A 23,850-nucleotide genomic window follows, 5' to 3' on the forward strand; every position below is an offset into this window, starting at 1 on the left:
GATGATACCTGATCCGCAAGAGCAGGCGGAGGCGCGCTTGATGCGCATAACCTCATCCGCACTGATTCGTCGCCACCGACCACACCAGCACGGCCCGGGAACAACTCATTCCCGGTGAAGCCATCCGCTCACTTGGCCCCCGCCCCATCAAGGGAACCGAGCTCCTTGAGCCGGGAGCGCACCTTGTGGAGCTTGGCATAAACCTGATTACGCTGAGTCGGGTCTTTGGCGCGGGCGTGATCCTTGGACAATTTGACCTCCTCGGCCACCAGCTCAGTAATCAAATCACGCCGGGCTATCCGGGCGTCCAAATCAGCGCCTTCCGGCTCGCCCAAAATCACTTGCGCGCTCAGCCCTTCCCACGCCTTGTCCATATTCGCCCCAGACAAGGTCAGCTTGACCTGACCGGATGGCTTCCATGGACTCGCAAAGACGCGGAAAGCCGGTTCATGACCTGGCTTAGTGGGCATGGGACGGCGCACCGCCAAAGCGCATTCATCGCCCTGACCGCCCTCTTCCCGGCTTTGGCGAACGCAGGCGAAAACGATACGGGAAGAGCGCATACCAGCTATGCGATCCACAATCTCCAGGGGCGTCTGCTCGCAGGTCAAGTCCAGGCCCATCACCAATATCTCCTGAACATGCTCCCCTGGCGCCAAACCCGCGTCGGCGGGCCGCAGCAGGGCCAGCATCGTCACGGAGCGCAGGTCGTTGGTGAACCGCTGCTTAAGCCTGGCGGAGGTCGGTCGCTTGGCGTAGAACATCTGCTTGGGCAGCTCCCCCTTCCCCTCCGGCACGGCAGTCGCGGGCGGCAGCCCGAGTGTGAGCGCGGACACGGAACCACAGGCTTGTGCTGTCATATTCGGCCTTTCTTGAAAACCGGCTGGTTTGGCCCCATCCCACTGACCCTTCCCTTCAGGAATGTAGTCCTATCCTACTGCCTGCAGGCTTGGATCGCCGTCCGCCTGGCGCCGTCGGATTGACTTTGACGCTTCCCGATTCCGGCATGATTCGCTCCGATTCTTCGCATGCGAGCGGTATAACCCACCCCCCGAATCCGATTGTCGGACAGAGGCTGCATACAGAGAAAAGGGAAAATGTGAGCGCTAACGAAACGTTTGGTTTCATGTCATCCCTCCGGTACGATGGGAATTGCAGTTCGCCCGGAACGGCGTAGTTGCGACCGTTGAAGGGCGGTAGGCGCGGACTCAGCCACCAACAGCGGGCCGGTCCGCTAAGCGCGGCGCAAAGAGCGGCGCGCGGACGTGAAACGCAAAGGAGCAGACATGCCTCAGAAGATTAAGGCTTCGATCGCCTACGGCATCGGCAAGGGATTCGCCCAGCCGGAGGAGATCATCATCGACGACCCCAAGGGCGCCGAGGTCCTGGTAGACGTGCAAGCTTCCGGCCTGTGCCATTCCGACCTGCACCTGGTGGAGGACGACGACCAGTTCTTCCCCTTCCCCGCAGTCATCGGCCATGAGGTGGCGGGCATCGTCGAGGCCGTCGGCCCCGAGGTCTCCGGCATCAAGGTGGGCGACCACGTGGTGGCTTCCCTGGAGCAGGTGTGCGGGCACTGCGCCAACTGCCTGAAGGGGCAGCCCCAGTCTTGCATGCAGCAGCAGGAGTGCGTACGCGCCGAGGGTGACACCCCCCGCCTGTCCTTCCCCGACGGCCGGCCCATCACCCAGGCCTTCGGCACCGGCGGTTTCGCCGAGAAGGCACTGATCCACGAGAATCAGCTGGCCGTTGTCAACAATGAGGTGCCGTGGGACCAGGCCGCCTGCATCGGCTGCGCCACAATCACCGGCGCCGGCGCCGTGATCAACACCGCCCACGTACGCCCCGGCGACACGGTCGCCGTCATCGGCACCGGCGGCATCGGCCTGAACATCATCTCCGGCGCCCGCATCTGCGGAGCTAAGAAGATCATCGCCATCGACCTGCTGGACAACAAGCTGGAGTTCGCCAAGAAGTTCGGCGCCACCGACGTGATCAACTCCAAGAACGAGGATCCGGTCGCCAAGGTGCGCGAGCTCACCGACGGCGGCGTGGACCAGGCCTTCGAGGCCATCGGCCTGAGGTCGACCATGAAGCAGGCTTGGGACATGCTGGGCGTGGGCGGCACCGCCTACCCAATCGGCCTGACCAAGCCGGACGCGACCGTCGAGCTGGAGATCAACCCGGCCGACCTGCTGGTGCACCAGCGCGGCTTCAAGGGCGTGTGGATGGGTTCGACCAACATCAAGCACGACATCCCCATGTACGCGGACCTGGCTGTTGATGGCCGCCTGAACATGAAGGACATCGTGACCCAGCACATCAACCTGAGCCAGATCGACGAGGCCTACAAGCAGCTCGTCGCCGGCGAGGTCATCCGCTCGGTCATCACTGAGTTCTAAGCGGCTCATGTTTAAACGGCATTAAAGGCCCACCTGACTGAAACAGTGCAATACTACTGTTTCAGTCAGGTGGGCGCTCATGTACAGCATGCACAGCAATCGCCAAAGGAGTGCGATCCAAGCGGCCCAACTCGATACAATCGCCAGCCCTCCGAAATTGCCGGCCGCAAGCCCTCCATCCCCTGCTCTCGGTATCCCTGCTGCTCTCGGTGTCTGCGGATACGCCTGTAGGCGGCCGCTTCGACGCCCTGCTCACCAACTGGCACCCGAATGACGATATCGGTCTGATTAAATGGCCGTTCGGTTGGAACCTTAACCAGGGGTTTTGCTTGATTAACTAACGTCTGCGAAACTCGCGGATGAATGTTAGACTATTAAGAGGAGCAGGGGTTTTACCATGCCTGGCGTTTTGGGAACCGTACGGGGTTGGCATAACCCCTAGTTGTTGTTTTGATTTTTCGGTCCAAGCGCTTGAAGGCACACTAAGGGCCCAATTGGAGGGGTTATGCGCTGCTACCGTTCTTTGAGTGCCATCGTGGCTCTCATATCTCTGATTGTCCTGGGGGGGGGGGGCAGTTTAGCACGACCCGCCCCAGCGCATGCAGACTCCGTATCCGACGCGCAAGGTTTCTCCCTCTCGCCAATCAAAGGCCCAGCGGAAGGTGGCAACGACGTCGCTATTACACCGCCGTTCTCGACGTCAGTTAAGTTTAGAGACATTTATGTCGGCAGCATCCATACCGTAGCGGTGGACTCCAATGGAGACGTTTGGGCATGGGGCGCTGGAAATCTAGGACAATTGGGCAACGGTTCAACGAACGCTTCCAATAACCTGCCTGTTCGCGTTAGAGTTCCCAATGGAGTGAAGTTCACATCCATTAGCGTCGGACTGTGGCATAACTTGGCGATCGGCACAGATGGACACACATATGCTTGGGGTTACAACGTTTATGGACAATTAGGAAATGATTCTTTCGACAACGCTTTGGAACCCCAAAAAGTGAAAACTCCCGGCAACGTAAAATTTGTTAGCGTAAGCGCAGGTGGAACATCCTCTTTAGCCATCGGGGACGATGGGAATGCCTATGCGTGGGGTTTTAATAATAGCGGGCAGCTCGGGGATGGCACGATTACAAACCGCAATACACCTACCCCTGTCAATACTTCTGCGAAATTCGCTTCTATCAGCATGGGCGGTCGACACGCTTTAGCAATCGGAACCGACGGCAAAATGTACGCCTGGGGCGATAACTCCTATGGAGAACTAGGAAACGGGACTCCCGGGACTAGCCAACGCACCCCAATCGCTATCGAAAACGCGCCGAAGTTTAATACCGTTAAAGCTGGCGGCACCGACAGATGGGGCGGTAGTTCATACGATTTTTCCCTTGGCATAGGTAAAGACGGCACAACTTACGCATGGGGGTATAACGGCGCAGGCCAATTGGGCATAGGTTCCACAGACGATAAGTCAGTACCTACGCCGGTGAACCCTCCTTTAAAGTTCTCAGCAATGAGTCCTGGCGCGTATCATGCTCTAGCTCTCACCAATGATGGCGATGCTTACGGGTGGGGCCAAAATAGTAGTATCATACCAACGTTTGAAAGTGCTGGAAACATCGGAGATGGGTCACGTGTGGATCGGCATAGCCCAGTTGCCGTTCAGAAGCCAGATAATGTTTCGCCGGATTTCAAGTTCGTTAGCATAAGCGCTGGTTGGTCTTCGTCTGCGGCAATAGGAAACGATGGGAACGCTTACGCATGGGGGACAAACACATCTGGGCAATTGGGAGATGGGACAAACACCCTGCGACTTCAACCTGTTCGCGTAGCCAAACCTAAAATCGCAGTCACTAGCGTCAGCTTCGATGGCATTAACGCGGGGACGATTACCCACGATCCGGCTACGGATTTATTCCATGTCAATGCGCCTCAGCACACGTCCCCCGGGAAGATACAGGTGCGGGTGGAATGGACAGTGAACGGACAGGCTCAGACGGCGGCTGTGCTGGATTATGAGTATATGGCTTCGTATTCGGTGAGCTTTGACATGGCTGGGGCACCGGTCACGCCGCCAGCGCAGCAGCATGTGATGGATGGGCAGAAAGCTTCTTGGCCCACGGATGATCTCAAGTGGGACGGACACTGGTTTGGGGGCTGGGAACTCAATGGGAATGCCTACGACTTTACCCAGCCGGTAACCAACAACATTACGCTCAAGGCCCGGTGGGATTCGTATACGTTCACTATTTCACCAGTCAAGGGGCCCAGCACAGGCGGCGCACACGTTACCGTGACGCCCCCGGCTTTCGACGCAACGCTGACGCAGGTGAGCGCAGGCTGGTACCACTCGCTGGGCTTGGGGCGCGACGGGAAGGTCTACGCCTGGGGGCGCAACGATGCCGGACAGCTGGGCGACGGCACGACCAGCAACCGTACTTCGCCGGTCGCAGTGCATATGCCAGGCGGCATGAAGTTCACACAGGTCGTGGCCGGGCCGAACGACTCCTTCGCCCTGGCCGCCAATGGCTTCCTCTACGCCTGGGGTTGGAACAGCAAAGGGCAGCTGGGCAACGGGAATACGGTGGACCAGTCCACGCCCGTGATAGTACCGGTGCCCGAAGGGTCTACCAAGTACACGAAAATCATTCCCGGCCGCGAGCACACCTTCGCTGTGACCGACACTGGGGTCCTTTATGCTTGGGGCGGTAACGACCAAGGGCAGCTGGGCATAGGCACGGTTTACAACTCGCCGACACCCGTCAAGGTCGAGTTGCCGTCTGGTGTCACAGGTTTTACGCAGATTAGCGCAGGAAACGCGCACACGGTGGCCATCAGCTCTACAGGACAGGCCTACAGCTGGGGTTCGAACGGTTACGGCCAGCTGGGTTCGACAGCCGTTACAGTCGGCGGGCGGTCCTTGTTGCCGGTCGCGGTCACTGCGCCCAGCGGGGTGTCAGGCTTCAAACAGGTGGTGGCCAGCAACGACTGGAGCCTGGGCATCAGCTCAAGCGGCCGCATCTACACCTGGGGCTGCAACAGCGCCAACCAGCTGGGTAACGGCAACGGCGCCAACCAGAGCGCGCCAGTAGCGCCTACGCTGCCAACCGGCCTCAGCTTCGACCAAGTGAACGTAGTAGGGGACAGCGCGGTGGCGCTCGCCAACTCCGGCGCGGCCTGGGCCTGGGGCGACAACCAATACGGACAGCTCGGCAACGGCAATCAAAGCAACCAGTCCAGACCGGTGTCAATCAACCCACCCAGCGGTGTTACCTATGCCAAAGTGACGGTCGGCAAGCAGCACAGCCTGGCCATAGACACCACTGGCAAGGCCTGGGCCTGGGGCGACAACCAGTACGGGCAGCTCGGCAACAGCGCTGGCGGGTCGGCCGGGAACCTAAGCCTGACCGCAGTGGTGATGACACAGCCAAAGCTGGTCATCACCAAAGTGCAGTTTGACGGCACTGCCGGCACAGCGCTGACCGCCAACTCTAACGGCACCTGGGGCGTCGATACGCCCGCCCACGTTGAAGGTCCCGTGACCGTGACCATCTCCTGGAGCCTGGCGAGTGCGCCGCAAACCGACTACAAAATCAACTCCTACACCTATTTCACTGCGTTCACGCTACCCAAGGCCGGAACGGCGCCCCTGCAGCTACTGACCGGGAAAACGCTGCTTCTGGTGAGCGCGCTGGCGGCTGGCTGCTGCGGAGGGTATCAGAATGCTCGACGGAAGCAATCGCGCCGCAAACCGGAGCACAGCAGCAAAAACGGGGTCGCTCGCATCGGCTGAGCGAAGGCTCGTGCGGAGACGACGACACCCGCTGATGCCTACCGATTCCACCCGGGCCAGCACATTCGACCACCTTGCTCTCGGCGGGCTTGCGCTTCGAGCGGCTTGAAGGTCTAGCCTGAGGCCAGCGCGCACAGGTAGCGCGGAAAGGTAGGCTCTGATGAGCATTGAGAACAAGGTAGTCCTGATTACCGGCGCATCCTCGGGAATTGGCGAGGCGAGCGCCCGCCTGCTGGCCTCACGGGGGGCAAAGGTAGTGCTCGGGGCTCGGCGGGATGACAGGCTCCGGCAGATAGCGGAAGGCATCGAGGAAGACGGCGGCCAGGCTGCCTGGCGGAAGTTGGATGTGACCGACCCACAGCAGAATAAGGATTTCGTGGCCTTCGCCAAGGAGCGTTACGGCCAGGTGGACGTGATGTTCCTGAACGCCGGTCTCATGCCCTCCTCCCCTCTCTCTGCCCTCAAGACGGACGAGTGGGACCGGATGGTGGACGTGAACCTCAAGGGGGTGCTCCACGGCATCGCCGCGGCCCTGCCGGAGTTCACGGCGCAAAAATCGGGGCAGTTCATCACTACTTCATCTGTGGCAGGGCTGAAGGCGTACCCCAACGGCGCTGTCTACGGAGCCACCAAGTGGGCTGTCCGCGAACTGATGGAAGTCCTGCGCATGGAATCGGCCATGGAGGGCACCCACATCCGCACGGCCACCATCTACCCGGCGGCCATCCAGACCGAGCTGCTCAACACCATTACCGATAAGGGCGCCAAAGAAGCCATGAACCAGACCTATGACTCCTACCAGATCACGCCCGACCGCGTGGCCTCCGTAGTGGCCTTCGCCATCGATCAGCCCGAGGACACCAACGTCTCGGAATTCACGATTGGCCCCACCATCCAGCCCTGGTGAAGGCGGACGGCGAAAGTAAACCGGAACGTTAACCACGAGCCCGGGAGCCGGCGCGATACCGTCAGGTTGCATCGCACCGGCTCGATTTTTCATACCCCGACAGGCGCTGGTGGAACAGCGGTCATTGGCGCCGTTGCGTTTCCCGCCCCAACATCAGCAATAAGCCATGCCCTCCCTGCAGGGGTGACCTACTTAACCCAGAGCTCGGAATCGAGGGGCCACTCGTTGGGGACGCAACCGTGCAGGCCCATAGACTGCTCCAGCATGAGAGGGGCGGGCTGGCCAGGGCCGGCGCAGGCCTGCTCGTTGTCAATGTGGCCCAGGCGATGGCCTACCTCGTGATTGATGACCATGATCCGGTAGCGGGCCATGTCACCGCCCGAGCCCAGCCAGTAGTCGGTACCGCCGTTCCAACGGTCCTTGTTGATGATGACCTGATTGCCCACCCGGCAGCTGTACAGCGAAGAGCAGCCCAAAGCGAACGTGCGCATGTATTGGGCCTCAGACAGGATCAAGGTCATGTCGCAGGAACCCTGGGAGCCTTGCACGAAGGTAGTCCCAGCCCTCGGCCAGCCTCGAGGATCGTTCAGGCTAAGGAAAATGGTCCTCTCAAAAGCGGCCGTATCGCCGACCTGCCCTTTACCGGCCACGCAGTAAGTAAGCCGACGCGGGGGTTTGCCGGACGCCGCGGCCGTTGCTTCCGCCACGGAAAGTACCGACGCCCGATTCGGCTCACCTAGTGGGGCGGCGGGACTGGCGGTAGGCTTGCCGCCAGGCTTGGGCTGTACACGCACGGGTCGGGCGCTGACACTGGCCGAGGGACTTGGACCCGGATGGGAGAACCGGCGGGCTGAGACGCCCAGGGCCACAATAATGCAGAGGACGAGCAGCGCGCAGAGGGTGGTCAAGACCCAGCGGCGTATTCGGAAAATGCGCTCCCGCTGAGAGTCGGAAACCTTGACGGCACTACCTGGGCGCAGGACTTCCAGAAGCGACCGGCAACCAGTGAGGAAGGTGCGGAGCCAGTTCGCCGGGCGGTTACCGTGCCCCGCTCCACCTCGGCGATTCGCCCCTCCTGATCGTGCTCCCATCCCATGCCCCTCTCCAACTCGACTGCTTCAATGCGTCCGAGCGCACAACATCATTATCTTGTCGAGTCCTGACACATCACAGCCCCGAACCACCCTCGCAACCGCCCATCAGCCCGCCAAGCGCCCATGCCGCGACGAACAGGCCCCAGCGTACACTACGGAAGCAGCCGCCGAGCGCGATACGGCGGGAGCCGCACGCACACCAACCACATGGATACGGAAGAGCACTCGTATGAAGAAAAGCCTGATAGCGCTGGCCGCCGGAGCCTTCGCCCTGGGAGCCGCCGAATTCGTGATGATGGGCATCCTGCCGCAGACCGCGCAAGCCATGAATGTCTCAATCCCCCAAGCAGGGCGGTTCATCTCAGCTTATGCGATTGGGGTGTGCGTGGGCGCGCTGATGCTGGTCTTCGGCCGCAAAACCCCGCCCAAGCGCCTAATCATCCTCTTTCTGGCACTGATTGTGATTGGCAACGGCTGCTCGGCCTTGTCCACGAGCGCGATCGCACTGACCATGTCTCGATTCATCGCCGGGTTGCCCCACGGCGCCTTCTTCGGGACCGCCGCCTACATCGCCAAGTCGACCGCCCGCCCCGACAAGCAAGCCCAGGCCGTAGCGGTCACCATCACCGGCCAGACCCTGGCGAACATGTTGGGCGTGCCCGGGGGCACCCTGCTGGCCGAATACCTGTCTTGGCGCGCGGCGTTCGCTTTCCTGGCGGTCTGGGGCGCAGCGACCATCCTGCTGTCCTTGCGTTGGCTCCCCAACCTGCCCCCTGTGCCGGATTCGGGCCTACGCGGCCAGTTCCACTTCCTGAAGCGCCGGGGTCCTTGGGTCATCCTGCTAGCCGTGTTCACTGGCAATGCCGGCCTGTTCTGCTGGTGGAGCTACGTCTCCCCCTGGCTGACCCAGGCTGGTGGATGGTCGTCCAGCGCCCTCTCCGCTCTGATGGTACTGGCAGGCTTCGGCATGGTAGTCGGCGGCCTGGCGGGAGGCGCCCTCTGCGACCGCTGGCGGCACGCCGGTACCGCCGCCCTGGGGCAGACCATCTCCTTCCTGGGCCTGGTCGCCATCTTCCTGATTCCAGGGTCCAAATTGGGCTCAGCGATCCTTACCTTCTGGGTGGCGTTCGGCCTCTTCTTCGTCTCCACCCCCCAGCAAATCCTCATGGTCGATGCCGGTCAGGGCGGTGGCGAGCTTATTGGCGGCGCCACCATCCAGGTGGCCTTCAACCTGGGCAACGCTGTTGGCTCGATGCTGGGAGGCGCAGCGCTCTCCGCCACCGGCATGGACTACCGCTTCCCGGCCCTGACCGGTGCGCCCCTGGCCCTGGCCGCAGCCCTCTTACTGCTCTTCTACTCCCACCGCCTGGAGACCAAGACCGATGCGGTCGATAGGCTGCAGGTGGTCAAGGTTTGAGCGTAGTCTTGGCGCATGGAAGACTTGGACGATGACGGCAAGAACAGTGGGCCTTTGAAGGGTTCGCCTACATATATGCGCCAGAACGGGTCCTTTGACAGCGGGCGGTTCATACAGGGCTTGGATGCGATTTTCGACTCGGATAGGTCCAATGACGACGCGGAATGCTACCTCCTGCAGGCACTTGCGGACGCCGAGCAAGCTGACGACCAGGCCGGACAGCTCACAGTGCTCAACGAGGTGATCGGCTACTACCGGTCACGGGGACGGCACGAGGACGGCCTACCCATGATTGAGCGATCGCTCGATTTAGCTCGCCACATGGGCCTGGAAGGCACCGAAGCCTGGACCACTACGCTAATCAACGCAGCCACCGGAATGCGCGCCGCCAGCCGCTATGAGCGAGCCGAAAAGCTCTACAAGCAGGCCCTGGCTTCAGCCGAGAGGACGCTGAAACCGGACGACCGGCGCCTGGCCGCACTGCACAACAACCTCTCCATGCTCTACAGTGACACAGGGCGCGGCGACCAGGGCGTGCAAGAACTTCAGAAAGCCCTATCCATCGTGACCGCCTCCTCCACCGACCCGGATGCGGACCTGGACGTGGCGTCCACCCACACCAACCTGGCCCTGGCCCTGCTGGACCTGCCAGCCGACGACGACCAGGGCGAGCGCGAACAGGTCCTCGCTCAAGCGATGGCACACGCCTCCAAGGCGCTCGACATCTACCGGGTCGGCCACTTGGAAGCCAACCCGCACTTCGCCTCAGCGCTGGCGGGCTATGGGCAGGCCTGCTTCGCGAGCGGCCAATACGGGCGGGCTGCGGGCGCTTACCAGCAGGCCCTGGGCATCATCGCCCGCGACTATGGCGAGGCCAGCGACTCCTACCGCATCACCCAGGAGAACTTGAGTCAAGCCCTCCAAGCCGCCAAGCAGGCTGGGCAGGAAATCCAAGGGCCAGACAAGGAAGCCGGGGCCGACGGCGAGGGTTCAGACCCCGGTACGGGCGCGGACGCTAGCACGAACAAGCACAGCGAGCGCCCGCCCATGAGCGGCTTGAAACTGGCGCGCGCTTACTGGGAGCAGTGCGGCAAGCCGATGATCGAAGCCAAATACCCCCAGTATGCAGGCCGAATCGCTGCTGGATTAGTGGGGCATGGCTCCGAATGCTACGGCTTCGACGATGCGATTTCTCGGGATCACGACTTTGGCCCCGGCTTTTGCCTGTGGTTGACCGCCGAGGACTACGCGGCGATCGGTGAACAGCTCCAAGCCGATTACGAAGCCCTCCCCCAGGAGTTCATGGGCTACGGCCCGCGCGAGCGCAGCGTGCGCGCCCGGGGCGAGGCCAAGCGGGTGGGCGTCTTCGAGATAGGCGACTTCTTCGAGTCAATCACTGGTTACCGGCAGGCCCCGGACGAAGATAAGCCGCACGAATGGCTTTTGCTGGACGAAGCCACGCTAGCGGCCGCCACCAACGGCGAGATCTTCTCTGACCCTTTGGGCGCCTTACTGAGCACCCGGCAAGGTTTTCAATCCATGCCGGACGACGTGCGATTCGCCCTGATCTCGCGCCGTTTGGGGATGATCAGCCAGGCCGGCCAATACAACCTGCAACGCAGTCTGGAGCGCGGGGATGGCGCAGCCGCTTGGCTGGCGGTCGACGAGTTCGCGAAAGCCGTGGCTTCTCTGGTCTTTCTGATCAACAATCCACTGACCGTAGGCTACCTGCCCTACTACAAATGGACGTTCGCCGCACTCCGCCAGCTGAGTGGCCGGGTGGCGACCCGTCTGAGCCCGGTGGCGGGGGAACTGGAATCCATCCTGCGCTTGTCCTCGGCCGCCTGCTTCGGCGGCGCGGGCTTCGGCGAAGGGGGTAAGGGGGCGGCCCCAGCCGCCGAGCGCCTGACCGGGCAGGTTGAAACCGTCTGCCAGCAAATTCTCCAAGAGCTCCGAGCCGAGGGGCTGACCAACTCGAGCGAGGGCTTCTTGGAGTGGCAACGGCCTTATATCGAGGCGCATATCAGCAGCCAAGACCCCGTCCTCCACAGCATTTGAATCATGACGGGGGCAAGTATCAGCCGAAATCGAGGGGATTAGATGAGCGAACGAGCATACAGCGAGCTGAGCGACGACGACCTGCGCGAGCGAATCGTCAAGCACGAGTGGGACCAATTCCAGCAGGTGGATAATGAGGGCGGCCGGGCCAACTGCCAGGGCAACTGGCCCACGTTCCACCAGATGCGCCTCAGTCAGTTCTCGGTCTGGCCGCGCGAGCTGCTGGAGAGCTACGCGGACGACCTTGACCGGGCGGACGCGGAGGCCCGTAACCTGCTGACCGAAAAGTACGGCCGGATGATGGAGTCCACCGCGCCCGAGGACTACCGGCGCGACATCGCCCCCTACCTGCCCAAGTTGGGCTTGGAACGTCAAGAGCGCCAGGAGCGAGTCATCCGTCAGCAAGTGGCCTGGGCCAAGGACTTCCGCGACCGCTACCCCACGCTGGGCCAGGAGATGCGGAGGCTGCGAACAGCCGATGACACCGCCCAGGACACGTCATTCGAGACCTATCTGCGCGGCGAACTGTCCACCTACTCGCTGAAGACCTTGGGATTGTACGAGAAGATGGTCCTATTCACAGCCAGCCAGCGACGCAATCTGACCGAAGAGACCTTGTTGGCGACGGTCAAGATGGCCGGCTACCCGGACCTGGACCAGGCTGAGGCCGCGCAACGCAAGGCCACGCCCACCGCCTGACGCGGGAGAGGACCGCGGAAAAAGGCAGGGCCACCCCTTGTGCCACAGTTAGTTCGTGCGAATTCTCAAACGGCTGGTGACACCGCTGATCGCCTTCGTCCTACTGCTGGGCCTTCTGGCTGGGGCCGGAGCCCTGATGACCCCTGCATGGCAGGTGGAACCCTATCAGGGGCGCGTGCGCCCACAGACGTCGGACACCTCAATCGCATCCTCGATGGGCCCTACAGCACCCGAAGGAAGCTATCGGACACGCGAGAGCGACATCAAGGTGCAGCTCGCGCCGGCGGTCACCATTCACGCGATTGTGCGCGAACCGGTGGGCGCCCCGGCCGGTCGCCCAGCCTGCCTGTTCATCCACGGAGCCGGCACCGGTTCGGCCGGTAAGGTATACGGGGACCTGGCCTCAGCCATGGCTTCAGCCGGTATCACCACCCTGGTGCCGGACAAGCGACTGGACACTTACACCGACTTCCACCGCAACTATGCGGCCATGGCTGATGACTACGGGCGCTCCCTGAAAGTCCTGCGCTCCTGGCCCGGCGTCGACCCCGCCAAAACCGGGCTCTACGCCGAGTCCGAGGGCACCTGGGTCTCCTCGATCATGACCGCGCGCGACCCCTCGCTGACCTTCACGATCCTGACTTCTCCCCCGGTCTACCCGGGCCGCGACCAGATGGCCATGGCCGTCAGCTCCTACCTGGACATCATCGGCGCCCCGGCGGGGGTCCGGGCGGACATCCCGAAGCTACTAGGCATGAATTTCGCCCCTCTGGGGCTGCAATACGCGGATTTCGACGCCCTGCCATACTGGAGCAAGCTGACCCAGCCCACCCTCATCAACTTCGGCGTGAACGACGCCTCCATGCCGGTCGAGCAGGGCGCCAGGCAGATTCTCGACCAAGCGCGCCAGGCCGGCAATCGCAACGTGACGGTCCGCTACTACCCAGCCAACCACCAGATGCGCGTAGGCAGCCGCCTGGCCAAGGCCAGTCTGCCCCTGGAATCCCATTACACGCGCAATTTGGAGGATTGGATCAATGCGGTGGCCCAGGGCACCAAGGCCGATGGCTGGACCACCCCGCAATTAGCAGGCGCCCAACCGCAACAGACTTACGCCGCCCCTCAACACACCAGCCCCGGCCTGGTCACGTCAATCGGTGCGTTGGCCGTCCTCCTGGCCACCGGCCCCGTCCTGCTGCTGGCCGCGCTAGTGGGTTCATTGACCCTGGCCCTAGCGAGCGCGATCCGCCGCCGTAAATCGCAGCAGACCTCGCCTCCCCGTTTCGGCCGAGGCGTGGCCGCCCTCCTGTGGGCTCAGGCGATCGCATCCCTCCTGCTGCTGGCCGCCGTTCTGGGCTATATCGCGATCATCGGCGCGCACGCGCTGAGATTGGAAGCGCTTACGACGACGCAGGTAAGGTTGTGGACCGGATTGAAAGCGCTAGCCCTCGTCACGACCGCCTTGTCCGCGCTCCTGCCAGCCCGGGCCATCAAGGCCTGGATGACCCGGCGCGCGCCCGCAGGCAGCCGGGCCGAAGCGATTCAAGCCGGCGCTTTCCACGCCCGGCCTCAAGCGACAAGCGCCGCGAAGGGCCGACCCGCCCTAGCCCGGGGTTGGGGACACTGGATAGTCCTAACCCTGGCCTGGTTGGGCGCATTGGCCTGCCTGCTGGTCCTGGCTTTCTGGGGCGCATACACCTTCTGAGGGCTGCGGCCGGAGGCTCCCCGCTACCACGGGCCATTTCTGCCCGAATCGGCCCCAGCCCTAGTCTTCGCCCGGAGAGCCAGGGGCCGCGCCTTGGCCGGACCGCCTCCCTTTAGTCCAAGAGACCAGCCCCCAAACCAGGCCTGCCAGGAGGAAGAAACCGCCCAACACCGCGCACATCATCATCAAGACCGTTTCCGCAGTGAAATGCAGCCCCACCATGCCGTACCAGGAGAAGCAAGCCCCCGAAACCAGGCAGAAGACACCCACGACCGCCAACAGTAAGCCGAAGATGATGGTCGCCGCATTCGGTCCAGTGGGCATGACCCATTGGACCGGCTGCTGGGGCTGCGCATAAGCGTACGGAGGCGTGGACACGTAGGTCGGCGGCTCCCCTGTCGGCCCTTGCCTCCAGGATGCCTGGTCCGAGCCCCCGCGAGGACTGTCGGGCCCGACACCCCCGGCGCTGAAGCCCTGAGATGCCGCTGACTGGGCGGAACCGCCTGCGCCTGGACCAGCGCCCTCAGTATCTGAGCCGGTTCCGTTCCGTCTGGGCGAGGCGGCCTTAAAGTCAGTGCCGTCAGAGGCGATGGCGCCATCGGCCGGCCCGTCTTCGCCGCCCGACTCGCCTCCGCCGCTCATCGCGCCGCCGTTCGTTCGGGTCGTGCGCGTCTCCTGGTTCAATTCCTCGCTCAAGCCCGGCACTTCGACCGGACTTTGGGTAGTCTGAGCGCTTGCCTGGGCCGCTTCCACCTGTTCGGTCGCTTCCTGATCCCCTGGCCCGCCAATCACGCCCTCGACCTCGGTTTCATCACTCGTCATCTTCATCATCCTCACTGTTTTGGTCGCGGTGGACGCGATCATGCATAAAGGGCTGGTCGTTACCGTCCTGAGGCAAGGTCGCGGTCCCTGAATGACGGAAAGACAGCTCGCAGTCCGAGGAATGAACGAACTTCACATCAAGCTCGGGTTGGCTCACCGCCCCGTGACCCTCGGATTCCTCAATCCCGTCGCCGGCGTGGACGTCCCAGCCCAGGCCCAGCTGCGCATGATGGTCCAACCATGAGCTCAGGTCCAAGGGCGCGCCGCCAGCGGCCGGCAGATCGTTTAAAACCCTCCCCTTGACCAGCGCGTAGGAACAGCCTCGGGGCAGTTTCACCAGCAGGTTCGCGGCGGAGGCCGCTATACGCACCTGGCCGGCCGGGCAGCCCGAATCCTGCTTGGAGCCGTCGTTCATCCGCACCCGGTGCTTGCCGTTGTTCGCCTGGTAATCGCTCAGGTCCAAGGTGACGCTAGCCGGGGACGCCTGGTCTCCGGTCAGGAAGATGCCACGTTCATAGCGGCGCATCTGCTCGGGCTTGGAATCCAACTTCAGATGCTCATTGGCGGGCAGACTGACCGTCTCGTATCCAGCCAGCTCCTGGCGCAAGTCGTTGCGGTTGACCTCCAAGCCGATGGAACCGGCCGCCACTATCACGGCCATCAGCAGGACGATGACCGCCACGGGAATCAGCCCACCGGAGCGATGGCCCATCGCACCCAGGACCATCAGCAGAACACCCAAGGCCAGGGAGAGGCCGCCCACCCAGATAAGCCCTAGCCGCAGTGTGGACAAGGACGCCACTTCGCCCGAACGGCAGTCCAAGCCCCACACCACCAAGCCACTCAGAAATACGACCCCCAGGCAGACCAGCACCAGGGCGGGCCCAGCTGGCTTCCGTCGGGCTTTACGCACCCGGGATCCCTGGAACCCAGGCGCGGGGGCGGCAGAGGACGCATAGCCCGGAGGAGACGGACCTTGCTCGTAGCCGTAAGGCCCATATGCAGGAGTGGGGCGCGGGGCCGGCGCAGGGCCAGGGACCGGGCCAGGGCCGGCCGGCGCGGGACCCGGCTCCCGCCAGCCGGAATCATCGAAAGGGACAGGGCCCCCTGACTGCCAGCCCGGGCCATACCCCCAGCCGTATCGCTTGGCTTGTTCGCCGCTCCAGGCCAGCAAGGCCCACAGGACCAGGACCGCCACCAGCGCGGGAACGATTATGGCATGAGAACCGATCGATAGAATCCAGCAGAGGATGATTCCCACCATCGACCCGTGCCATATGCCGGCGAAAAGGTCCTCAGCCACGATGACGCCGTGCTTGTCGGGCAGGATGAACCAGGCGAAGCCATAGAAGGCCGCTCCGGCCCCGAAGCACAGGAGGAAGACCACCATGATCACGCGCACCAGGGCCGGCGACCAACCTAGGCGTTCGGCCAGGCCGCCGCATACTCCACCGACCCAGCGGTTGTCGGACCGGCGCAAGTAGCTGCCGCGCACCCAGGAGAAGAAGCGGCTGGTGACGCCGGCTCCCACCGGTTTGAACGGGCCAGGCCCGGGTCGCGGCCCGGGCTGTTGGTAGTTAGGGTTCGAGCCGGCCGCCGGACCCTGTCCCCAGCCGGGCCCGCCTTGCGCGCCAGGTCCCGCTTGCCACTGGCCATACCCATGACCCGAATCCGCGCCAGGCTCCTGACCGTAGCCGCCTCCGGCGCCGGAACCACCCTGGTAACCCTTGCCCGCTTCCGGGCCTGTCTGCTGGTTGAAATCGCTCATATCCCCATTACAGCAGGACGAGACCCGCCAACCTATCCGGGAACACCCTGATTCCACCCTGATTTTCCAGCGAAACCCGCTTCCAGGGGGTCGCAGGGGCAATAATGGCAGTATGTTCTCCCATCGCCGGCGCCGCGAGGCTCAGCCCAGACAGCAGCCATACGGCTACAGCTGCGGTCAGCCGCCCTACACCCCGCCCGAACCCAACCCCGGTCCGGTTCCCGGCCAAACGCCCGACTTCACCCGCTACAGGCCTGGCCTGGCCTACACGCCACCTGACTCGGCACCCACCGCACCCCCACCGCTCATGCCGGCCCGCCTCCCCCTGATGCGCCCCCGACACGGCCGAATCCTATGCGGGGTGTGCCGGGGCATCAGCCTTCACCTGGGCGTCAGCGTGACTTGGGTGCGCCTGGCCATGCTGGCCCTCACTTTCGCGTTCGGCATCGGGATGGCGGCCTACATCCTCCTGTGGATTTTCGTCCCCGTCGGCGACCCTTACGTAGCCGCCCAGGCCGCTGCCAGCACCGGTGAGCACTCGCCTTTATCCCGAGGCAACGCACCATCCGCCAGCGAACCTGACGAAAAGGAGGGCACGGAGGCCCGGGAAGGCCTGCTCGATGTGCTGCGCGGCGCGTCTAAACCGGTATTGCTGATCGGCCTTGGCGCCCTCTTACTGACTCTGGCGCTCTCCTTCCTGTGGCGGGGACTGCCTGGCCACTTAGTGCTGCCAGCCCTCTTGCTGGGGGCGGGAATCGCGGTCGCCTGGCTGCGATTCGATGGCGCCCGCCACCGCGTTTCCACACTGGCTCTGTCCGCCTGCTTGATTCTGGCCGCCCTGGCCTCCTACGTGTTCCCTGTCTTCCCCCTGCGCGAAGCCTGGCAGATGATGATTCTGACCCTAGCCGTCCTGGCCTCGGTGGCGGTGGTTCTGACCCCCTGGGCCCAAGCCCTCCTCCAGCGGATCAGCTCGGAGCGCGCCGGCAAGGAGCGCGAAGAGGAGCGCGCGGACATGGCCGCCCACCTGCACGACGGCGTCTTGCAGACCCTGGCCCTGATCCAGCTGAACGCCGACGACCCTCAAACCGTCTTCACCCTGGCCAGGGGCCAAGAGCGCGACCTGCGCGACTGGCTCTACCAGGAGCGGACGCCCACGGACCGCTCAGTCAGTTCCGGGCTCAAGCAAATCGCGGCCCAGATCGAGGACGAGCACGGACAACCAATCGACGTGGTCACGGTCGGCGACGCCCTCCCCTCCGCCCAGACCGACGCCCTCCTGGACGCCGCCAGGCAGGCCCTGCTCAACGCGGTCACGCACGGTGGTGAACCAATCGCGCTCTATTGCGAAGCCGGCAAATCCAAAGTGGAGGTGTTCGTGCGCGACCACGGCGACGGATTCGACCCGGCAGCCATCCCGCCCGACCGGCTGGGCATCCGCCAGTCGATCATCGGGCGCATCGAGCGACGCGGCGGTACAGTGGAGATTGTCTCCAGACCTGGATGGGGCACTGAGGTGCGCATGCATATGCCCATCTCCGCAGCCAGCCAGAGCGATCAAGCCAGGCCAGGCACGGCGACGCGGACGGCGACCGACGCGAAAACCAGATTGGAGTGAGGGCTATGGAAGAGGCGAGGAAACAAGCGGGACCAGGAGCGCAGACCCCGCGGACGCCCCTAACCGCAAGCGGCGCTCCTGCAAACGCCCCGGAGGATGGCCCGGCCGCATCCGTCGGCATGCGGGACCCAACCCGGATTCGCGTAGGCGTGGTGGACGATCACGAGATGTTCCGCGCCGGGGTCATCGCCACCCTGGAACCCTATTTCCCCATCGTGGGTCAGGCCGCGGACGTGGAGTCATCAGTGGCGATGATCGCCCAGACCCAGCCCGACGTGGTCCTCCTGGATGTGCATGTGCCCGGCGGTCAAGGCGGAGGCGGCGCTGAAATCCTGACCCGCTCCCAGCCCCTGGCCCCCAATTCGGTTTTCCTGGCCCTCTCGGTCTCCGATTCCCCCCAGGATGTGGGCTCGGTCATCCGCGCCGGCGCACGCGGCTACGTGACCAAGACCATCTCCGCAGGCGACCTGGTCTCCTCCATCCGCCAGGTGCACGAAGGCTACGCTGTCTTCTCCCCCAAGTTGGCGGGCTTCGTCCTCTCCGCCTTCCAAGACGGCGCGAGCGACGAGGGCCCGGCCCATGACGATGAGCTGGACCGGCTGTCGGGCCGCGAACAAGAGGTCATGCGCCTCATCGCCCGTGGCTACACCTACCGGGAGGTGGCCAGCGAGCTTTTCATTTCGGTCAAAACGGTGGAGACGCACGTTTCCTCGGTCTTGCGTAAGCTCCAGCTCTCCAACCGCTCCGAACTGACCCGTTGGGCCGTCGATCGCCGCATCGTCTGACCGCCGACTACAGCTCCAAACCCAGAGCGCGCAGGTCCTCCCTCAGCTGTTGCGCGCCACGGAACTCCAGCCCGTGGATGCCCAGCTTCCGAGCGGCCGCCACATTCACAGGCCTGTCATCCACGAACACGCAGCGCCCGGCCTCCAATCCAAAGCGCCGCAGAAGCAGCTGGTAAATCAGGGGGTCCGGTTTGCGCACCATCTCCTCGCCCGACGTCACAATACCGTCCAACCGTCGTATGGGCTCGAACTTGTCGTGCAGCACCACCGCCGAGGACCCGGAAATGTTGCTCAGCCCCCACAGACGCAGCCCGCTCGCGCGCAAATCCTCCATCAGCTTTTCCATTCCGGCGATCATCGCGGGAAAGGTCCGCTCCACGTGCGCGAAATAGGTGCGCAGCACCCAGGCCACAGCCGGCCCGTGGTCGCTCTCGTAGTCCGCCAGTATCCGCTCCTGGCTCCAGCCGGCGTCGGACAAGTCGTTGAACCGCCAGAAGCCCCACTCATCCTCCGGGTCCAGCAGCGCGTCTATCACCCCATCCGGGTACTCCCCCTCCAGGGCCAGACGCGGCTGCCAGTCCACCAGCACCCCGCCGAAGTCAAAAATCACGTTGTCCACAACGCCCGCGTTCGCTCCACTCATACCACCAGCTTAGGCCAGCCCAAACCTGTGCCTGTCCGCCCTTCCCCAGCCAGGCCCGCCCGCCCTTACGCCCACAGAATAAGGCCTCAGCCGCTCGATTGACTTCAAGCCGTCTTTAACTTCTATATTGCTTACATCAAGCCGTTGGGGGCGCATCCCTGCAAAGAAGGAGCAGCATGAACACGCTTGTCCTGGCTTTCCATCCCGAGCTGGAGTCCGGCTCACGCATCACCCACCGCCTGGCCCAGGCCGCGCGACCTGGGAACGACCTGACCTTGGTCGACGAATACGCCCTCTACCCCGACTTTCGCATCGATGTCGCGGCCGAGCAGGGGCGCCTGTTGGCCGCCGACCGTGTGGTCTGGCTCTTCCCCATGCGTTGGTACAGTTCGCCCGCCCTCTTGAAGCAGTGGGAGGACGACGTGCTGGAGCACGGCTGGGCTTACGGGACCGGCGGCGACAAGCTCCGGGGCAAGCAACTCCTGCTGGCCATCTCCATCGGTGCGACGGCGGAGAAGTACCGGCCCGAGGGTGAGTTCGCGGTCAGGGGCGCCGACCTGCTGACCCCTTGGCGGACCACGGCCCGCTATACCGGCATGGACTGGCAGCAGCCCTTCCTGGTTCATGGCGCCAGCTCAATCAGCGACGCTGGACTGGAGGAAGCCGCCCGTGCCTTCGCCGAACGCTTGAGCCAGTGACCCGCTGAATCCCTGGGCCACGGAGCCGTCAGGCAAGACCTTTACCCAGCCCTTCACGCGCCGGCCAAGCGAGGCGGCGCGTGAAGGACGCAAGACCACCAACAGCACAACAAGCAAGAAGGCAAACGCCATGCAATACACCAAATTAGGCAATTCCGGCCTGGACGTCTCCAGGATCTGCCTGGGCTCCATGGGATTCGGCACGCCCGGCAACGACATGTTCCCCTGGGCGGTCGGGGCCGAGGATTCCGAGGCCGTGGTTAAGCAAGCCCTGGACCTGGGCATCAACTTCTTCGACACCGCGAACATTTACTCCTACGGCGACAGCGAGCGCTACCTGGGCCAGGCGCTCAAGAAGAACGCCAAGCGCGACGAGGTCGTCGTAGCCACCAAGGTTTTCTTCACCCACTCCGACAAGCCCAACCAGCATGGCCTGTCCCGCAAGGCCATCATGCATCAGATCGACCAGAGCCTGGAGCGCCTGTGCATGGATTACGTGGATCTGTACATCATCCACCGCTGGGACTACCGCACTCCGATCGAGGAGACCATGGAGGCCCTGCACGACCTGGTCAAGGCCGGCAAAGTGCGCTACCTGGGGGCCAGCGCCATGTACGCCTGGCAGTTCGAGAAGGCCCAATTCGTCGCCGCCTCCCATAATTGGACGCCCTTCATCTCCATGCAGAGCCATATGAACCTGCTCTACCGGGAGGAGGAGCGCGAGATGCTGCCCCTATGCCAGGACGAGAATGTGGCCGTCACCCCCTACAGCCCGCTCGCCTCGGGTCGCCTCACCCGTCAGTGGAGCGCCCAAACCAAGCGGTACCAGAGCGACCAGGTGGCCCGAGGCAAGTATGACCACACCGAGAGCCAAGACATGGAAATAGTCGAGCGAGTCCACCATTTGGCTGGCAAGTACGAGGCGCCCATGGTCCAGGTGGCCCTGGCATGGCTCCTTCACAAACCGCAGGTGGCCGCCCCCATCATCGGCGCCCACAAGCCCGACCACGTGCGCAGCGCGGTCGATGCCCTGAACCTGGATCTGACCCCCGACGACATGGCCTACCTGGAGGAGCCCTACCTCCCCCACACCGTCACCGGCCCCTGGGCGCCCGACCAGACGGACTTCACCCGCTGACCGGGTTCCTCCCCCACGCACCGAGACCCCTCTCCAGGCATAGGCCGGGAGGGGGTCGCCGCTTACATGGTCAGTCGCTCGTCGATCAGCCGTTTGAGGGCAGGGCCTTGGTCATACGAACAGGAACCAGGAGTTCACGCTCCACCAAAGCTGGTCGTTGACCCAGTTGCGGGTTTCGAAAACATACAGGAAGGCGCCCAGGACAGCGATGACCAGGCCGGCCGTCGCGCAGCCCATCGCACTGCGGGAGAAGGCGGACAGGGGCGCCAGCCTGGCCTCCGGCTCAGGCCCCCGATCCGGCAATGCGAGCGGTCCACCCTCGCCGGACCTTGCGCCGATCTCACCGGCCAGGGCCGAATCGTCCGCGTCCCCTTGAGCGGACCGGCGGGAGTCAAAAGCCAGGAGGCAGCAGGCGAAGACCAGCGCGAGCGCCCAACCGAAATCCAGGATGTAGCGCATGCTGTAGCCCGCCGTGTGCGCGGTGAAGGCGTACATCAGAAGGCCGATCGCGCCTGTGAGCGCGCAGAAGGCCCCCACCTGCCGTTCACGGAGCCGCCGCCAGCAGGGCTTGAGGGCGAAGATGAGCAGGGTGAAGGGAGCCAGCAGGGTGAACAGGCCGCCGTAACTGGCCTGTTCGGGCAGCCAGGGCGACATGTCCTGGCTGGTGCGCAGCAGGAAGGGGAAGGTGGTGGCCAGGTTCGGCGGCTGGAAAAAGTAGAGCAAGGAGAGGGGCACTAGCTGCGAGAGCGGCGAAGAACTGTGTGGTATGTCGTAGGCGGTCAGGTTGTAGTTGGCCCCAAAGTCGAGCGGGCGGCCGAAGCGGGCGGCGTTATAAGCCATCAGCGGGGCGGCGACCAGCAGGTAAGGCGCCAGGGCGCACAACCAGGTCAGCGCCTCCTCACGCAGGCCTTTCCCCCCGCGCAGGCCGCGCTCCCACAAGTCCCGAATCTCGCCCCAGAAAAGCGGCAGGGCCAAGAGGGAAGCGAGCACGAACGCAGGCCGACTGGCCAGGTTCAGCGCCATGCATAGGCAACCGGCCAGCAGCCAGCCCTTATTCAGATCGCGCAGTTTCGACTCGATCCAGCAGCACAGCCCCAGGAAAGTGAGGCTGATTGAAAGCGTCTGCGGCAGTTGGTAGAACACCTCGCTGTGGAGCACGTAGAACATGGGCGTGCAGAAGAGCATACCGCTGGCGATCAGCAGCACGCAGCCCAAGCTGACCGGGTGCCCCCGACGGGAGAACCAGCGGGCCACCTGCACGGTGACCGCAAGGGAGCACAAGGCCAACACCAGGGCGAAAGCCAGCACAGCCGAGGATGCGGGCAGGTCTTGGCCTGTCAGCGCCCGGTAGGGCATGAAGGCGATAATGGCTGGCAGTACGCCGAAGTAGCTGTAGTATTTGCCTGATTTAAAGGCCACATCGAAGAAGATGGGGGTGCCTTGCGGGTCCTCGCGAGCCAAACGCATACGGGTGGCCGTGTCGTAGGGGTTGGGCATCTCGGCCAGCTGACGGTTGACCGGCAGGTCCAGGTTGAGCCGCCCGTGCAAAAGCGCCTTGGCCAAGTCGCCGTATTGATTGGAATCGAAGAACATGTCGTTGAACAGTTTGTGGGGCACCGTCGTGGCGGTCGGCATCCCGAAGACCAACCACAAGCCCACTATGCCGGCCGCGTCGAGGGCGAACACCGCCGCCAGGGGCGCCAGGCAGCGGGGGCTGAGGGCGCGGAAGGGGCGGAGGTAGAGGCCGCTGCCTGGCCTGAACGCGAGGATGATCACAATCAGCAGGGCTTCCAGCGCAAGCCGGGACCAGTCCACGCGGTATGGCACCCGCGGGTTGACGCTCACATCATCCAGGGGTATGACATCGCCGGAGCGCACCTGGTAGTGGAAGCGCACCGCGTTCGCGCCGTCGCCGACGTGCAGGTAGCGCGACCGCGGAGCCCCGGTGGAGTACTGATGGACGCTGGTGGCGTCGTACCAACCACCGTCGGTGCGCTTACGGGTCGAGAGCTTCCACGACAGGGCCTGGTTGGACACGGCCCCGGATTGGGCGCTCAGGTTTGCGGCCGGGCGCAAGTACAGGTAGCGGATCGGCTGCGGGCTCGATACGTCGCGCCAGGCGCCATGCGGGTCGATGACGGTGGCCGTCCCCCGATCGGGGTGGGCCACCAGCCCGGGGCCCAGCGACGAGCGGCCCGCCTCCGTGTCATCGCCCAGGCTGCGCCAAAAGGGCATATTCGCCACGAAGACCTCAAGGCAGACGAAGACCGCTATGAGCGCGATTGGGACGAGCATCCTGCGTTCTG

At 63.8% G+C, this 23,850-nt stretch carries 17 protein-coding genes and 1 pseudogene; 12 read left to right on the forward strand and 6 right to left on the reverse strand.

The features are described from left to right. Positions 1-128: 128 nt before the first annotated feature. Positions 129-860: a DUF4391 domain-containing protein gene (locus AB656_RS04445; protein ID WP_033503581.1), complete on the reverse strand. Its 732-nt coding sequence runs from the start codon at positions 858-860 to the stop codon at positions 129-131. Positions 861-1,286: 426 nt separating this feature from the next. Between AB656_RS04445 and AB656_RS04450 the strand changes: the two genes are divergently transcribed. From AB656_RS04450 to AB656_RS04465, 4 genes and pseudogenes are all read left to right on the forward strand, one after another. Continuing rightward, complete coding sequence (locus tag AB656_RS04450; protein ID WP_081924880.1) at positions 1,287-2,402, forward strand: zinc-binding dehydrogenase; 1,116 nt, start codon at positions 1,287-1,289, stop codon at positions 2,400-2,402. Between the two features lie 505 nt (positions 2,403-2,907). Beyond that, positions 2,908-4,251 (forward strand): annotated as a pseudogene (locus tag AB656_RS08185) (RCC1 domain-containing protein); the annotation flags it as partial. 129 nt (positions 4,252-4,380) lie between these two features. Next, positions 4,381-6,195, forward strand: a complete 1,815-nt coding sequence (locus AB656_RS08090) for an RCC1 domain-containing protein (RefSeq protein ID WP_051905349.1) — start codon at positions 4,381-4,383, stop codon at positions 6,193-6,195. Positions 6,196-6,355: 160 nt separating this feature from the next. After that, positions 6,356-7,102 carry an SDR family oxidoreductase gene (locus AB656_RS04465; protein WP_033503584.1) on the forward strand — a complete coding sequence of 249 codons (747 nt, stop codon included), beginning with the start codon at positions 6,356-6,358 and terminating at the stop codon, positions 7,100-7,102. Between the two features lie 188 nt (positions 7,103-7,290). Here AB656_RS04465 and AB656_RS08095 read toward each other — a convergent pair whose 3' ends face one another. Further along, entirely contained in the window at positions 7,291-7,809 is a 519-nt protein-coding gene (locus AB656_RS08095) for a DUF3152 domain-containing protein (protein WP_236681848.1), read from the reverse strand. Between the two features lie 616 nt (positions 7,810-8,425). On the opposite strand from AB656_RS08095, the gene AB656_RS04475 reads away from it, so the two are divergent. The 4 genes from AB656_RS04475 (at position 8,426) to AB656_RS04490 (ending at position 14,075) form a co-directional block, all read left to right on the forward strand. Next, positions 8,426-9,613 (forward strand): MFS transporter, encoded by a 1,188-nt coding sequence (locus AB656_RS04475; RefSeq protein WP_033503585.1) that lies wholly within the window; start codon positions 8,426-8,428, stop codon positions 9,611-9,613. 75 nt (positions 9,614-9,688) lie between these two features. Next, entirely contained in the window at positions 9,689-11,671 is a 1,983-nt protein-coding gene (locus AB656_RS04480) for a DUF4037 domain-containing protein (protein ID WP_033503671.1), read from the forward strand. A 42-nt stretch (positions 11,672-11,713) separates the two neighbouring features. Further along, positions 11,714-12,370: a DUF4125 family protein gene (locus AB656_RS04485; protein WP_033503586.1), complete on the forward strand. Its 657-nt coding sequence runs from the start codon at positions 11,714-11,716 to the stop codon at positions 12,368-12,370. A 55-nt stretch (positions 12,371-12,425) separates the two neighbouring features. Then, the gene (locus AB656_RS04490; RefSeq protein WP_051905351.1) at positions 12,426-14,075 is read left to right on the forward strand and encodes an alpha/beta hydrolase family protein; all 1,650 of its coding nucleotides are present in this window, start codon (positions 12,426-12,428) and stop codon (positions 14,073-14,075) included. 60 nt (positions 14,076-14,135) lie between these two features. On the opposite strand, the gene AB656_RS04495 is transcribed toward AB656_RS04490, so the two are convergent. Together AB656_RS04495 and AB656_RS04500 are read right to left on the reverse strand one after the other, a co-directional pair. Next, positions 14,136-14,897 (reverse strand): hypothetical protein, encoded by a 762-nt coding sequence (locus AB656_RS04495; RefSeq protein ID WP_033503588.1) that lies wholly within the window; start codon positions 14,895-14,897, stop codon positions 14,136-14,138. Continuing rightward, complete coding sequence (locus AB656_RS04500) at positions 14,887-16,665, reverse strand: PspC domain-containing protein (protein ID WP_033503589.1); 1,779 nt, start codon at positions 16,663-16,665, stop codon at positions 14,887-14,889. Before AB656_RS04500 ends, AB656_RS04495 begins: the two co-directional genes overlap by 11 nt. A 307-nt stretch (positions 16,666-16,972) precedes the next feature. Between AB656_RS04500 and AB656_RS04505 the strand changes: the two genes are divergently transcribed. After that, positions 16,973-18,280 (forward strand): ATP-binding protein, encoded by a 1,308-nt coding sequence (locus tag AB656_RS04505; protein WP_033503673.1) that lies wholly within the window; start codon positions 16,973-16,975, stop codon positions 18,278-18,280. A 119-nt stretch (positions 18,281-18,399) separates the two neighbouring features. Next, the gene (locus tag AB656_RS04510; RefSeq protein WP_033503591.1) at positions 18,400-19,065 is read left to right on the forward strand and encodes a LuxR C-terminal-related transcriptional regulator; all 666 of its coding nucleotides are present in this window, start codon (positions 18,400-18,402) and stop codon (positions 19,063-19,065) included. 7 nt (positions 19,066-19,072) lie between these two features. On the opposite strand, the gene AB656_RS04515 is transcribed toward AB656_RS04510, so the two are convergent. Beyond that, entirely contained in the window at positions 19,073-19,708 is a 636-nt protein-coding gene (locus AB656_RS04515; protein WP_033503592.1) for an HAD family hydrolase, read from the reverse strand. A gap of 176 nt (positions 19,709-19,884) precedes the next feature. Between AB656_RS04515 and AB656_RS04520 the strand changes: the two genes are divergently transcribed. Both AB656_RS04520 and AB656_RS04525 read left to right on the forward strand, forming a co-directional pair. Beyond that, positions 19,885-20,406, forward strand: coding sequence for an NAD(P)H-dependent oxidoreductase (locus tag AB656_RS04520; protein ID WP_033503593.1), 522 nt, complete (start codon positions 19,885-19,887; stop codon positions 20,404-20,406). Positions 20,407-20,536: 130 nt separating this feature from the next. After that, entirely contained in the window at positions 20,537-21,544 is a 1,008-nt protein-coding gene (locus AB656_RS04525) for an aldo/keto reductase (RefSeq protein WP_033503594.1), read from the forward strand. A 111-nt stretch (positions 21,545-21,655) separates the two neighbouring features. Here the strand turns inward: AB656_RS04525 and AB656_RS04530 are convergent, their stop codons facing one another. After that, positions 21,656-23,839, reverse strand: a complete 2,184-nt coding sequence (locus AB656_RS04530) for a hypothetical protein (RefSeq protein ID WP_033503596.1) — start codon at positions 23,837-23,839, stop codon at positions 21,656-21,658. Positions 23,840-23,850 lie beyond the last annotated feature (11 nt).

The organism is Bifidobacterium actinocoloniiforme DSM 22766, from assembly GCF_001263395.1.
In the GTDB taxonomy this organism is placed as follows: Bacteria; Actinomycetota; Actinomycetes; order Actinomycetales; family Bifidobacteriaceae; genus Bombiscardovia; species Bombiscardovia actinocoloniiformis.

What these genes read in the sequence shown, in the direction of transcription:
- AB656_RS04445 (WP_033503581.1), bottom strand. Translation starts at nt 860, where the DNA reads ATGACAGCACAAGCCTGTGGTTCCGTGTCCGCGCTCACACTCGGGCTG.
- AB656_RS04450 (WP_081924880.1), top strand. Translation starts at nt 1,287, where the DNA reads ATGCCTCAGAAGATTAAGGCTTCGATCGCCTACGGCATCGGCAAGGGA.
- AB656_RS04465 (WP_033503584.1), top strand. Translation starts at nt 6,356, where the DNA reads ATGAGCATTGAGAACAAGGTAGTCCTGATTACCGGCGCATCCTCGGGA.
- AB656_RS04475 (WP_033503585.1), top strand. Translation starts at nt 8,426, where the DNA reads ATGAAGAAAAGCCTGATAGCGCTGGCCGCCGGAGCCTTCGCCCTGGGA.
- AB656_RS04480 (WP_033503671.1), top strand. Translation starts at nt 9,689, where the DNA reads ATGCGCCAGAACGGGTCCTTTGACAGCGGGCGGTTCATACAGGGCTTG.
- AB656_RS04485 (WP_033503586.1), top strand. Translation starts at nt 11,714, where the DNA reads ATGAGCGAACGAGCATACAGCGAGCTGAGCGACGACGACCTGCGCGAG.
- AB656_RS04495 (WP_033503588.1), bottom strand. Translation starts at nt 14,897, where the DNA reads ATGACGAGTGATGAAACCGAGGTCGAGGGCGTGATTGGCGGGCCAGGG.
- AB656_RS04500 (WP_033503589.1), bottom strand. Translation starts at nt 16,665, where the DNA reads ATGAGCGATTTCAACCAGCAGACAGGCCCGGAAGCGGGCAAGGGTTAC.
- AB656_RS04505 (WP_033503673.1), top strand. Translation starts at nt 16,973, where the DNA reads ATGCCGGCCCGCCTCCCCCTGATGCGCCCCCGACACGGCCGAATCCTA.
- AB656_RS04510 (WP_033503591.1), top strand. Translation starts at nt 18,400, where the DNA reads ATGCGGGACCCAACCCGGATTCGCGTAGGCGTGGTGGACGATCACGAG.
- AB656_RS04515 (WP_033503592.1), bottom strand. Translation starts at nt 19,708, where the DNA reads ATGAGTGGAGCGAACGCGGGCGTTGTGGACAACGTGATTTTTGACTTC.
- AB656_RS04520 (WP_033503593.1), top strand. Translation starts at nt 19,885, where the DNA reads ATGAACACGCTTGTCCTGGCTTTCCATCCCGAGCTGGAGTCCGGCTCA.
- AB656_RS04525 (WP_033503594.1), top strand. Translation starts at nt 20,537, where the DNA reads ATGCAATACACCAAATTAGGCAATTCCGGCCTGGACGTCTCCAGGATC.
- AB656_RS04530 (WP_033503596.1), bottom strand. Translation starts at nt 23,839, where the DNA reads ATGCTCGTCCCAATCGCGCTCATAGCGGTCTTCGTCTGCCTTGAGGTC.